Source organism: Citrobacter sp. Cf116, from assembly GCF_030336505.1.
GTDB classification, from domain to species: domain Bacteria; phylum Pseudomonadota; class Gammaproteobacteria; order Enterobacterales; family Enterobacteriaceae; genus Citrobacter; species Citrobacter freundii.
The window spans coordinates 58,237-70,702 of record NZ_JAOWEQ010000034.1 but is presented as its reverse complement, the minus strand read 5'-3'; the positions used below and the strand labels follow the sequence as shown (position 1 = coordinate 70,702).

The 12,466-nt window shown below is 38.4% G+C and carries 10 protein-coding genes and 3 pseudogenes; 8 read left to right on the top strand and 5 right to left on the bottom strand.

The window, feature by feature from the left end:
• Positions 1–139 precede the first annotated feature (139 nt).
• The gene (locus tag OGV74_RS05875; protein ID WP_229837704.1) at positions 140–796 is read left to right on the top strand and encodes an alpha/beta fold hydrolase; all 657 of its coding nucleotides are present in this window, start codon (positions 140–142) and stop codon (positions 794–796) included.
• Between the two features lie 149 nt (positions 797–945).
• Here OGV74_RS05875 and OGV74_RS05870 read toward each other — a convergent pair.
• A pseudogene (locus OGV74_RS05870) lies at positions 946–1,087 on the bottom strand (arsenate reductase); the annotation flags it as partial.
• A gap of 329 nt (positions 1,088–1,416) precedes the next feature.
• On the opposite strand from OGV74_RS05870, the gene OGV74_RS05865 reads away from it, so the two are divergent.
• Positions 1,417–3,681, top strand: coding sequence for an nSTAND3 domain-containing NTPase (locus OGV74_RS05865; protein WP_182944990.1), 2,265 nt, complete (start codon positions 1,417–1,419; stop codon positions 3,679–3,681).
• 315 nt (positions 3,682–3,996) lie between these two features.
• Positions 3,997–5,766, top strand: coding sequence for an ATP-dependent nuclease (locus OGV74_RS05860; protein WP_016808123.1), 1,770 nt, complete (start codon positions 3,997–3,999; stop codon positions 5,764–5,766).
• Between the two features lie 734 nt (positions 5,767–6,500).
• Here OGV74_RS05860 and OGV74_RS05855 read toward each other — a convergent pair.
• Positions 6,501–7,481 (bottom strand): ankyrin repeat domain-containing protein, encoded by a 981-nt coding sequence (locus OGV74_RS05855; RefSeq protein WP_232101137.1) that lies wholly within the window; start codon positions 7,479–7,481, stop codon positions 6,501–6,503.
• 186 nt (positions 7,482–7,667) lie between these two features.
• On the opposite strand from OGV74_RS05855, the pseudogene OGV74_RS05850 reads away from it, so the two are divergent.
• Positions 7,668–7,816: pseudogene (locus OGV74_RS05850) on the top strand (ATP-binding protein); the annotation flags it as partial.
• A 66-nt stretch (positions 7,817–7,882) separates the two neighbouring features.
• Here the strand turns inward: OGV74_RS05850 and OGV74_RS05845 are convergent.
• Positions 7,883–8,009, bottom strand: a pseudogene (locus tag OGV74_RS05845) (IS3 family transposase); the annotation flags it as partial.
• A 240-nt stretch (positions 8,010–8,249) separates the two neighbouring features.
• Between OGV74_RS05845 and OGV74_RS05840 the strand changes: the two are divergent.
• From OGV74_RS05840 to OGV74_RS05830, 3 genes are all read left to right on the top strand, one after another.
• Positions 8,250–9,104, top strand: a complete 855-nt coding sequence (locus OGV74_RS05840; RefSeq protein ID WP_016246264.1) for a DUF6387 family protein — start codon at positions 8,250–8,252, stop codon at positions 9,102–9,104.
• Between the two features lie 122 nt (positions 9,105–9,226).
• The gene (locus tag OGV74_RS05835; protein ID WP_032298274.1) at positions 9,227–9,433 is read left to right on the top strand and encodes a helix-turn-helix transcriptional regulator; all 207 of its coding nucleotides are present in this window, start codon (positions 9,227–9,229) and stop codon (positions 9,431–9,433) included.
• 204 nt (positions 9,434–9,637) lie between these two features.
• Positions 9,638–9,913, top strand: coding sequence for a hypothetical protein (locus tag OGV74_RS05830; protein WP_001065761.1), 276 nt, complete (start codon positions 9,638–9,640; stop codon positions 9,911–9,913).
• 173 nt (positions 9,914–10,086) lie between these two features.
• On the opposite strand, the gene OGV74_RS05825 is transcribed toward OGV74_RS05830, so the two are convergent.
• Together OGV74_RS05825 and OGV74_RS05820 are read right to left on the bottom strand one after the other, a co-directional pair.
• Positions 10,087–10,392 carry a hypothetical protein gene (locus OGV74_RS05825; protein WP_112016340.1) on the bottom strand — a complete coding sequence of 102 codons (306 nt, stop codon included), beginning with the start codon at positions 10,390–10,392 and terminating at the stop codon, positions 10,087–10,089.
• A 70-nt stretch (positions 10,393–10,462) separates the two neighbouring features.
• Positions 10,463–11,026, bottom strand: a complete 564-nt coding sequence (locus OGV74_RS05820) for a helix-turn-helix domain-containing protein (RefSeq protein ID WP_286520498.1) — start codon at positions 11,024–11,026, stop codon at positions 10,463–10,465.
• Between the two features lie 995 nt (positions 11,027–12,021).
• Between OGV74_RS05820 and OGV74_RS05815 the strand changes: the two genes are divergently transcribed.
• On the top strand, positions 12,022–12,447 hold the full coding sequence (locus OGV74_RS05815; protein ID WP_016246259.1) for a hypothetical protein: 426 nt from the start codon (positions 12,022–12,024) through the stop codon (positions 12,445–12,447).
• The last annotated feature ends 19 nt before the right edge of the window (positions 12,448–12,466 follow it).

The following is a 12,466-nucleotide window of genomic DNA, read 5'->3' as shown; positions in this document are numbered from 1 at the left end:
TCAACGAGGTGGCAATGTATTCATGCTCCGCAATAGGCTATGTTTATCAATTCTGAAACCATAGCAATGGAGCCGCAGTCAAGAAATGAGCTTGCCGGATAACCTAGAGAACCTCCCTGTTGTACTCATTCCAGGATTTATGCTTGATGAAACATTATGGGACGATTTTATCGCTGCATTTCCCGATAGTAGACGCTTTATTCCTGTGAGCCTGAATGGGGGAACAACAATCCAGGATATTGCCGCCAACATAGCCCAGAAACTACCTGAGCGTTTTGTTCTGGCAGGTTTTTCGTTGGGTGGCTACGTAGCCAGAGCTATTTATGAAGCTTTTCCGGAACGGACAGCGGCTATGATTCTCATTGCTACCTCTCTCAGAGAAGATTCACCAGAGCAGAAAAAAACACGCATAGCGACTGCGGTTACTCATTCCTCCAGAGCATTCAGTGGACTGAGCACCATGGCAATTAGAAAGTCGCTTCACGCTGATCTTGCCGATAATACGCCCCTTATTGATAAAATCCGTGACATGGGAAAAAGGCTGGGAGCACATGCATTCAGTGTCCAGTCAGGGCTAAACCGTGAGCGAATAACGTTAAAACCAGTTTCATGCCCGACCTATGTCATTGCAGCTGAACATGACCGGCTGCGTTCAAAAGAGGAGGCAGAAGAACTGGCCAAGCTAACCGGCACCTGTGCTGTTTATATTGACGGCTGTGGGCATCTTATTCCTCTGGAGAAACCGTATGAATTGGCCCAACTCATGTACGTATGGCTCAATAAAAAAGACCTTTGAAACTGCGAACTAAGCACCTGGTCGCGTTTTTTTTAAATGTCCGCTCCTGGCATGGAGCGAACGAACGAATGCAACTGAATGTCTGCTGTGAGCGAAAACCGGACGCCCACATAGTGTAAACAGGCGTCCGATATTCTGAAGTGGGCAGATTACTTAACCCGCTTCCCCGTTTCGTCAATGACCTTCTCGCCATCCTCTTTGGTAAACGCTCCTTTCTGACCTTCCGTTAGAATATCCAGTACTATATTCTGAAGGGCGGCAAAGACGAGTGCCAAGCGGCGTAACGACTAATGCAGGTCTGCGGAGGTACAGAGTCATTCAATGCAGTGAACCAGTGACCTGTCCACCTTTGCGCGCGCTTGCTCCCCCGCCTCGCCTGCGCACATTACGACCCCATTTTTGTGCTCTTTCTGAAAGGCAGCAAAGCTGCGCCATATACGACGCGGCACAACTTTTAGTTACCTTGAAAAATTGTGCAATTTTGCGCAAAATCATGCACTAAATCACAATTTAATCCTTATGAACTCTATGAATATAACAATCTATCATCATTCCACTTTTTTTTGATTTTTCCACCATGTAACATTGCTTTCATTTTCAGCCACTTATTAAGAACTCCAATGACAAACTATGATTTTAGAGCACTCAATAATGAAGAGTTTGAAAGACTAGCTACGGACCTCTTAAGCAAGAGAGAAAATCTGCTTATTGAGCGTTTTAAATCAGGAAAAGATGGTGGGATTGATGGTCGTTTTTATCACTCTGGCGAAGTAATAATCCAAGTTAAACACTATGTTAAAACTGGTTATAGTGGATTATTAAGTAAACTTAAAAGCGAAGAAGTTGCAAAAGTTAAAAACTTAAAACCTAATCGATACATTTTCATCACAAGCGTTGGTTTATCCCCTGCTAATAAAAAAGAAATCTTCGATTTATTTAACCCTTACATTCTAAGCAATAATGACATCATTGGTCCTGAGCATCTCAATGATCTTTTAGCACTTTACCCCGAAACAGAACGGAACCATTACAAACTTTGGCTTTCCAGTACAAATTTTTTAATGAGTCTGCTAAATAATGCTGCAATTCAAAATAGTAACTTTCTGATTGAAGATGCGAGAAAAGAATCATACAAATTCATCGAAACCAAGCAATTACAAAAAGCTTTAGAGATTTTAGATGAAAACAAAGTTGTAATCATCACTGGTTTGCCTGGCGTTGGTAAAACCACTCTTGCAAAACAAGTGATGCTCATGCATTGTAATCGCGACTATGAAATTTACCACATTGAAGGATCAATTTCAGAAATAGAATCTATATATTTAAAAGAGAGAAAGCAATTTTTCTATTTTGATGATTTTCTCGGCGCTACTCTTTTAGAAATTTTCACTAGAAACTCTGATTCTAAAATCGTTCAGTTTATTAAAAAAATCATTACCGACAAAAACAAAAAGATGATTTTGACGTCAAGAACCAACATATTAAACAGAGCTAAAAATCTCAGTGAGATATTTAATATAGAAAAAATTGGAAAAAAAGAAATTGAGATAAATGTATCAGATCTTACTGATATAGAAAAGGCTGATATACTTTACAATCATGTTTGGCATAGTTCATTACCACAGGAGTACATTGACACTTTTTATGATAATCGTAATTATTGGAAAATAATACATCATCCAAACTTTAACCCACGACTTATATCGTTTATTACAGATAGCGACAGAATATCAGGAATCGACAGTTCGAATTTTTGGTCGTATATCGAAAATTCATTAGACAATCCAGAAATGATCTGGTCGCACTGTTTCAATAATCAAACACGTGAGGAAGTCATTGATCTAGTTTGCTTGGTTGTTTTTAATGCTAATAACATGGAAGAACGGGAGTGTAAAAATTCATTAAAGCGTGTTTTCAATATCAAATATAAAAATAACTTTCACTCCAAAGTAAATAAAATAGATGAATACATAAAAGAGTCAATAAAATCAACACTTAATAGAAGTCTGACACAGCTAAATAAAAATGTAATGATAAGATTGACACCATTCAACCCATCGGTGTCTGACTATATCATCAATCGCTATGCTACTGATGAAACCTCTCTTGCACTTTACTTTTCAGCCCTTAAGACAAATCAATCAATTAACACTTTATTCTCTTTGCACAGCAATAGGAAAATCAGTGCTGATGTATTTATTTCAGTGCTTGAGTCAGTACTCAATGCTGTTGATCTTAAATGCTTAAATGATTACTCAATTCATCTCCTTCATTCGATCATACATTCCAATCTAATCTCCACCAATAAAAATAGAATGGTGTACCCAAGCTTATTTTTAAACATTGAAGAAGAATATCTCACTTACGATTACGAAGTTGGGGAGTGCGTGTTATGGGCTGTAAAAAATGCTCCAAGTCTATTTTCAGATCAATTCATCTCTGACTTTATAAATTATGCCATGAGGTCTAGTTGGAGATATACCCTCAACCATGACGATTACCTCCCCTTAGCACACTTAATCAATCTTCGACCTGCAATAAAAGGAGAGGAAGTTACTCATGAACTAATGGAACATATCAAAGAATATTGGCATGAAAATTATGACGAACATTTATCTGGAACAGGGAAAATTCAATCATTAGATTATGACGAAAGATCTAAAGCTGATGACATTGCATATGACATGCTACATGATTTAATTAATGAATACGATTTGCCCTTTGAGGACAATGAAATTGAATATATGTATAGTAAAGTTGATGCGTCTACACACCTCTATGACTCTTACGATTATGATGAGGATGAAAGAGATCGCTTCCATAGCCACAGAGATGAAAAAGAACATAGCGAAAGCTATATAAACGATTTATTTCAAAAACATTAACTAATTTCATAACTCACCCTTTTGGCCACACATGAAAAATATTATTGCACAAATGCGCAGACCACCGGAGGCCAGCCTGACCTGCCCCTACGCTTAGTACGTTCCGAACTTAGCAATGTCCGCTCCTGGCACGAAGCGGACGTTCTGACTGAGCTGAAGGTCCGCAGTGAGCGAAAAACAGACGTTTTAACCGGGCTGTGATTCAGCTCATTGTATCCTTGGTCGCGAAGTTAGATTATCGATAAAGTTCAAGCAGAAACTATGATGAAACAACTGTTGGTTAGACCCAAATGAGATTAGAACAAGGATAATATAATGACAGTTCGATTGAATAAAGTATCAATAACTAACTTCAGGTCTTGCAAATACACCGAAGCTTTTCTAAGGCCATATACAGCATTGGTCGGCTATAATAACGCAGGTAAATCAAATATTATATTGGCTATAAAATGGCTCTTAGATGGCTCCCTACTAAGCGATGCTGATATGTACGACCCACAAAATCCAGTGCGAGTAGAGGGAGTCATTGAAGGGATTACTGATGATACCCTGACGTTACTTAGCGAAGAAAATCAGCAAAAAATTGCACCATTCATCATAGATAAAACTTTGAGGTTTGCAAGAAAGCAGGACAGAGAAGTTGTTGATGGTGATAAGTTAAAAGTCAAAAAAACACTTGAGGTTTTTGATGGTACCACATGGAAAAAAAATCCTGGTGGAATCGATGGCGCTATCTCGAATCTTTTCCCTGAACCAATTCATATTCCTGCGATGTCTGATGCTGTAGAAGATGCAACCAAAAATAAAGCCGGTACAACAATCGCGAAAATATTAGCTGCAATTGTTAGCGAAATAAAAAAAGAATATGAAGTAAAATTCTCTGAAAACATCTCGGAAATCGGTAAATATCTTGCTCATGATGGTTCTACTAGGTTAGATGGTTTGAACAAAATAGACAGTGGCGTTAGTCAGAAAGTAAATCAGTTTTTCCCCGATGTGAGTGTGAAACTACACTTTCCTACCCCCACTCTGGATGAAATATTCAAATCAGGAACCTTGAAAGTATTTGAAGAACGAGCTGGTTCCTCAATAATGCAAGACATCAGCCGATTCGGCCATGGTACGCAGCGTTCAATACAGATGGCTTTGATTCAATATTTAGCTGATATTAAGAAAAGAAGCGATGATACAAAAAAATCAAACACTCTTATTTTCATTGATGAACCAGAGTTATACTTACATCCATCTGCCATAAACTCTGTGAGAGAATCTCTGGTTGCTTTAAGCGATCTTGGATTCCAAGTCATCATCTCAACTCACTCGGCCAGCATGCTCTCAGCAAAACATGCCTGCAATGCTATACAGGTCTTTAAAAGTTCCGAAGGTACTATAGCCCGGAAAACCATTTCGGAAAAAATACAAGAATTATATGAGGCATCCTCACCACAACTTCACTCTGCATTTACCTTATCTAATTCATCATTTTTCTTATTTTCAGAAGAAGTTTTATTAGTCGAGGGCAAAACAGAAACGAATGTTTTATGCGCACTTTATAAAAAAATTAGAAACAATGAACTCAACCCTACCAAGACAAGTATTGTAGCTGTAGATGGCAAAGGCAGTCTTTTGAAAATGGCCAATGTTATCAATTCAATAGGTATAAGAACGCGAATCCTTGCCGATTGCGATTTTCTATCAATACTACTGACAACCTCTCATAATGAAGTATTAAGTAGTGAATGCGATGAATTACTCTCATCTTTAACCAATTTGTCTGATCCACAAAGCTTGCAACTTACTAACCCCATTATTTCTATAGACTCACTAAAAAGCAGTTCAAGCAAAGACTTTATAAAAATCTGTAATCATCATGAAGTAAAAGCCTCAATCAAAAAAATTCATGATAAATTAAAGAGTGATGGAATATATATTTGGAAGTCAGGGGATATTGAGCAAGTATACGGATTTGGAAAAAAACAAAGCGAATGGGATAATTTATTAGATTGCTTAAGCGATGATGAAAAAGAGGTCCGTGCCATTATTAAGAACTATGATGAAATGGAAGATTTTATCTTATGGATTTGACTCTTCCCCTGACTAAATAATACGTAGTCAGGGGATAAGATAAAAAATGTATTATCTCAATTGAGTACTATGATTAGTGTGAAACAACGTGTAACGTCCGCTCCTGGCACTAAGCAGAAGTTCCCGAACAACGTAAGCTGGCATATGCCCTCGTTCCTTCGTGGGGACTATCGATCTATTTGCAGGTGGTGTTTAAGCAATATCGCCAGCGGCGGGAGCTCACAGTGCATTCAATCAAGCTCACAAATCACACAGTCTTTACTTTTTTCAGATTCCCCAATGGCTTCGCGTCCTAGCCTCAACCAGATAAACCTGAGCTACTTTAGGGGTATATGCCTTTCTGAGCATAAAGGATACTGTTTCTATGAAAACTGATCGCGAGAGCACGATTAGGAGATCAGAACCTGATTTGACATTGATACTGGCTATCAGCGACGGGCAGTTCCTGAATACGTCTGACAATTCTTTACCTCATTAGTTTTTATTTTCAGAAGTGCCGTGATCCAGCACGAGTGCTGATAACCAATATCACTTGGGTAATGATTGACAAGTTTACTAAACAACGAGCAGATATTTTCAAATTGCCTGCTGCTTCCACATCATCAGGCAGAGGCGTCAGACCCTTAGCACCATACGTTTCATAGAGTAATTCCCAATATAGTTAATGCTGAATTTCTTTGTTCATGTTGAGGCAGTATATTGAAACAATTCGAATAAATCACACATATAAGCTCTCACAATCTTCCGCCATTTTTAACTGTTACAGATATACTTTTAGCAGGTTTTAAATGCTTGGAGATTTCTTTCTGTTCGCGACGGATTTTGTATGAATTAATTTCTTCGTAATCCTTGTGTTTATTTATTTTTGATAAATCAACCAAGAGCTTATTTCTTATCATCCACTTTACAATTTGCTTGTCGATATCTTTATAGAGAGGGCCGCCTTTGTATTTATAGAAGTGAATATCATGAATTTCACTGATGAAATCAAGTATGGATAAGATTTCTTTATAATCACCAATGTAACTGTTAATGGTGAAATGGTCTTTATTAAGTTCTATTTTGAATCCATGTTCAGAAAGGTAATACAAGAAAAAGGCTGAGTCGAGATTACAAAAATCTACATGCAGCGTTCTTCTGTCAAATCTATCAATATGCGAAAGAATGATATCATGTAATTCATAATCATATACATTGTCAATAAACCCTTTCCCTGAATGATCAATTTGATTGACATTGCATCCAGCATCTATTGCTACGGATAAAACTTCCGGGGAGAGGGGCAGGAAGAGAATATTTCTTCCTTTTTTATCGATGTGATTTATATCACAACCAGCATTAATTAATTCTGTCAGTCCTTCAGCATTCCTGTAATGTTCAAAAATGCATGTGTAGCCATTAGTATCCGTATGCGAGGTGTCTAAACCCAGTCCAATCAGTTTCTTCAGTATTTCTGGATTTTTTTGATGAAAGAGCGCATTTTGCCCATGTCCGTTGATATGATGTATATTAATTCCATAACTTAGCAGGCAATCCATGGCTTCCAGGGTTCTGCAGCTAAAAAGGGCATTGTCACCGTTATTATTAACAGCATTAATATCATAGCCAGCTTTTAAAGCATTCTTTATACCATCAGGCGACGTTGCATTGAAGAATGATTCAGAAATGGCAAGGTCTAATGCCTTTTCTAATAATCCCTTTTGTAATAAGGACATGACTAAGTCCATAAACACCCCCATGAAAAAATGTTTAAGTCATTAAATATCAGAAATTCTGTGAAATGCAACAACTGGGGAAAGGTGTTCATGATGTGCGGAATAAAAATTTCAACAAACCACCCGTGGATACATCAGAAACACCTGCAGTAAATTTACGCCTGTAACCTACCGTCCGGACTATAGGACCAAACCTTCGTGGGAGATGCTACCGATTATATCGGCAATGTTGAACCGGATTTTACATCACACACGTCGTACAAATAAAAGGAGAAGGCTATCGACTGAAGCAAAAACGGAAAGCCGGGGTTGTCGCTGAAGCTAATCCTGAGTAAACAAGGTGGATCAACATTAGACCTTCGGTGGTGGCGGTATGTGGATCACTTTTTACCCGTTGTTGACCCCCGGCGCTCCCAAGCCATTTCCAGTGCTCTGATGGTAAGTTTGCTGTCAGGTGAGAATTGAATTTCATTGCCACCCACCGGGTTTTCTGGCAAACAGGTCGAGAACAACGACAAGATACGCCCAGAGTAAAGTAAGAGGCAGGGCGTAGTCGGGTCATATCCCTGCCTCTTCTCTCCTGACAGGACGTAGACCCTGGCAAGTTGCATCAAAAGATAACAAATTTCTCAGTTCAACTTCCTTCTGGCTAGGTTAACGTGCAAGCAGGAACTGCTTTTCATCGATTAGTGAATACGGTAGTTTTTTCAAACTAACTGAACTCTATTCGTATGACTTAAATCTTTAAGAAGGCAGGAGATTTGAATTTTGAAAAACTGGTCACCAGAGCATACTAAAGAAATCAAAGCTTGGCTTGACATAGATAACTATCGCAAGCTCGAAGACATCAGTTTAAATGCCTTGTATCACGAACTTTGGGCAAGAGCGCTTCTGTACAAGCCAGGGCCTACTGACGAAGAAAAGAAAGGGCTATGGGTGTACATGACTGAAATTTTCAGTGGGAACCCCCATCTTTTCAAAGGGAAACAACTCGATTATCCAACAGTTAACGATACTCTCTACAGTCCTCCACACATTTTTATCACGGATATCACCAGGCTTGCTGAACTTAGTGTGATGGCCCTTAGTGTGAATCTTTTCACTTGGGAGGAAGGAAACGATGAATATTGTGTTAATGCGCCTCATCACGAAGCTTATGTGTCACAACTCTTGTCCCCCTTATGTGAGAAAACGGTGTTGCTTGAAATCGATCTTGGTAGTGGTACTGACGATGAAATAGCCGAATCGATAAAAGCGGCCCTGCCACAATGGAGATCGGTAAAAGGAGTGGAAGTTAATGAAACCGGTATCGTTCGTTTCGGCTACGGAACCATTAAAAAAATCATAAATTACAGGTTGGTTGCGATGCTGGACATCTTACTTTGGGCAAAAAGGAAAGAACTAAGAATCTCAGATGATCGCCTCTCCCGGCTTCTTTATACTGATGAAGATGAAGAAACAACTACCCGTTTAGGGTATCACATTAAAGACTCAGATCGTCCGCTTGCGATGAAAGCTGCAACGATAGACTTCATTAGGCAGTTCAATTTTTTCATGAACCGAAATCCCCACCTGAAAAACATGAGAGTTTCAGATGTGATGAAACTCTCTGATTCTAACTGATCTCGAATTCCCGAAGTCTACTACTGCAGGGCAGACCGTAACCCTGCAGTTAGGAAGCTCGCTCCTATCTTTTCCCAACTGTTCGTATAGTGATCCCATCACAACGACAAAGGGAAAACAAAATGAACAATCAAAATACTCGCCTAATTCGCTTCCCAGAAGTTATGAACAGAACCGGCTATGGCAAGGCCTGGATTTATCGTCTAATCAACGAAGGTTTATTTCCACAACCAATAAAAATTGGTTCGCGTGCAATTGCATTTGTCGAAAGCGAAGTTGATGAATGGATCGCATCTGCAATTGAGCGTTCACGTAAAAATGCAGCCTGATTACGGGGTTAATGATGAGTGTATTAAATTTGGTGTGTAAAAATAAATGGTGCTATTCAACAATGAGTAGAGGGCCGCCTGATATTTTATAAGTAGTATTAGGTCAGGCTTTGGTATTAAGAAGTAATAACAATAGTCATTGGTGAAAATTATGATGGCATTTTTACCGTGACATTATAGATTAATAAGTACAGGAGATTTAAAATGAATAATTCAATCAGAGTACCGGAAGATAAAGATTTTGTATGTGCATTTGTGACTTCACCGGATAGCTTGTATGAGGCTATTGAAACCTATCGTAATTATGTAGATCCAGTCGAAGAGATAGAGTTTGAGCACGTCCTTCTTTATTTGTTGTGTTCTATACTGGTCGAGGGTGCTACAGATGTTACCATTAATGATGAAGTACGAATGTGTATTGAGCACCTTGTCAATGAAAAAAATATTATCAGAAAGAATAACGCAGGTAAAAAGGTGTAAAGTCTGTAATAAATTATCATGGGTACAGACAGCACAAGTCTGTACCTTCTTATTTTAATCCTACTGGCAATGATATATAAAAATTATGTGCTTTTGATAGTGGTCATGTGGTTTTGCTATAGCAAGCATGGCAGGATAGGAATATCCTGAACTTTCATTCTCTGCCCTTTGTTTTATTTAAGATAACTGAAAAATACAGGGTTTAAACGATACTGGTATTTAAACTCAGTACACATAATAACATTTGTATCAATCAGTTTATCGATGGCCTGATAAAATCGGGCTGGTGTGATATGTATCTCTTCCTGCTGTGCGATGGATGTTGCACGGTGAAAACTCAGGTAAACAGTGCTTTTATCTGGTGTGTATGAAGCGATTAATGTGAGAAGCCAAAACACATTGTGAACAGTATTGTTCAGATTGCGTTGTTCATCTGATAATTTATTCTGGTGAAGGTAAGCAGGGAGTCTTTGTTTCATAAAGATATCCTTTATTTTGTTAAATTTTTCGCTGGTGTCAGGAGTAAAATCACCAGCGCTGTTATGTCTTTTAAAATGGAATGCCGTCAGTTGGATATCTGTTTCTGGATTTTTTTACAGGCTTTGTTTTTCGCCCTGCGCGATAAAAGTTGAATGAAGTGGCAAAGTCTTCAGTCTCAAGTCTTGATTTACTGAATTTATCCATCAGATCTTCATTGAAACGATGAGGAATACCTTTCACGCATAAATTAGAATTCAGGTAAACCTGACTATCTTCAGCATTACGGATCAGTATTTTCCTCTCAAATAATTCTCTGAATGCACGTGAAACATTCGATTTATTCAGTCCTAACTCTCTGGCGGTACGTGACTGTGAAAAGCCAGGGATAATATTTCCATAATCAATGGCTGAGAAAAGATAAAGAACAATTCTGAATGCCGTTGGTGTCAGATCCATTCGGGCGAGTGTGGCCGTATTATCTTTAAAGACCATCGAAAAATCGTCACGAAAGGATGTCTTTTTACAGGCACTTGCTTTAACTTTTATTTCTTCCAGATCTTCGGGCATAACATCTAATGCTTCTGCAATAATTGCTTTTTGTTCTTTAGTTAACATAACACTTGTGTTTGACATAATGGCTCCTTTTTTATTATTCTGATAACAGATATGGCATATTAAATTTGTTTGTCAATATTCTTAGTAATAAAAATTTAAAAAATATTATATTTATTGCTCTGTGATTATTTTTTTTAGTGGAATATTAAGGGTTGTCAGAGTTATTACGAAGGGTGCTAAATTTCACCATCACCTGTTATGTCCTTAATAATTTTTGGTTCTGAAAGATACAACCAATATTACATCTTAATTTGTTGATGTAATTGATTAATTTTCTTTTTGAATTTGCAAGATAAAAGAGTGATAAAGAAACAAGAAACCGAAATTTAGCTTTAGACTGACACAAAATTCCATTGTACACAGTTTGACAAACACTGCTATTGCTGATTTTCCTTCGTAATATTATTCCTTAAGTGAAGCCTGCGCACCTGTGTGTTGCGCCACTGGGCTTCAGAACATTGCTATAGTGTTTAACTGTCAGTAGAAATACGCTTCGCGCAGGAGTTCAGACAGTTGGGTTTAGCTCTCAGCACAAATATGCTTCGCGCAGGATTCAGACTGCTGAGTTTAGCGAAAGAGTGGATCCAACTACATGATTTACCCGTTAACTTAATACGGCTCACGCCGGAACCCCTTCGGAAAAATCCTTTCTGCTTCAGCGAGTGAGTGCTGAGGGCACTCAGCGGCGCTGCAAGGGGGATTAAGCGTTGGGTTTTCATCTGACGGGTAAAAATAATCTACATATATCTGTCGTCGGGGGCGTGAGCCAGTGCGTAGCACTCTCTCAAAAAAATTCCTGAAGGGGTTTTATCTGAAATCTAGAAACTACCTGGCTTTTGAAAAAAGGAAGTGGTAATGCAATCGATCGGACTCAACATTGCAACAGCGAAAGCTGTTTCCAGTATTAACAGAATAAATAGTTGTCATTTTAAAATAAAATATTTTCAATTTTGTATTGATTTAAATTTTAAAGCTGATAGTACTTAATTATAAAAACAAAAAAGGAGAGGGTTATGAGTAATATTTGTGTTTCATCTCAGGAAGAAAAGTTTATATTTGTTGTTGATAAATATATAACACACCATCGCGACAGTGTTAATAACAATAATTTTTACAGAAAACTTTATGTGCTTTTCGCTGGATATCATCTGAAGTATTTTTATTCACGGGCGCAATATCGCTATTCGTGTTATCACGTTGATAATATCATGCAGATGTTTATGGGTGTCGTTTCTACCCTGAAGCCCCCTCTGCTCAGGCAACTCGCTAACAGTGACACATTGCTGCATTGCCTGAATTCGCTCGTGAATTATATTTCAGGCAATCTGGATGAAGCAGAGCACATTTATGCTGATTTACTGGCACAGTATGAAAAGAAACGCATTGCACGTTCTCTGGCTTATACACCACCAGGATCCGTGGTCAGGAAAAGGCTGTGAGGCAGCGGAAATGCGCCGG

What these genes read in the sequence shown, in the direction of transcription:
- OGV74_RS05875 (WP_229837704.1), top strand. Translation starts at nt 140, where the DNA reads ATGCTTGATGAAACATTATGGGACGATTTTATCGCTGCATTTCCCGAT.
- OGV74_RS05865 (WP_182944990.1), top strand. Translation starts at nt 1,417, where the DNA reads ATGACAAACTATGATTTTAGAGCACTCAATAATGAAGAGTTTGAAAGA.
- OGV74_RS05860 (WP_016808123.1), top strand. Translation starts at nt 3,997, where the DNA reads ATGACAGTTCGATTGAATAAAGTATCAATAACTAACTTCAGGTCTTGC.
- OGV74_RS05855 (WP_232101137.1), bottom strand. Translation starts at nt 7,481, where the DNA reads ATGTCCTTATTACAAAAGGGATTATTAGAAAAGGCATTAGACCTTGCC.
- OGV74_RS05835 (WP_032298274.1), top strand. Translation starts at nt 9,227, where the DNA reads ATGAACAATCAAAATACTCGCCTAATTCGCTTCCCAGAAGTTATGAAC.
- OGV74_RS05830 (WP_001065761.1), top strand. Translation starts at nt 9,638, where the DNA reads ATGAATAATTCAATCAGAGTACCGGAAGATAAAGATTTTGTATGTGCA.
- OGV74_RS05825 (WP_112016340.1), bottom strand. Translation starts at nt 10,392, where the DNA reads ATGAAACAAAGACTCCCTGCTTACCTTCACCAGAATAAATTATCAGAT.
- OGV74_RS05820 (WP_286520498.1), bottom strand. Translation starts at nt 11,026, where the DNA reads ATGTCAAACACAAGTGTTATGTTAACTAAAGAACAAAAAGCAATTATT.
- OGV74_RS05815 (WP_016246259.1), top strand. Translation starts at nt 12,022, where the DNA reads ATGAGTAATATTTGTGTTTCATCTCAGGAAGAAAAGTTTATATTTGTT.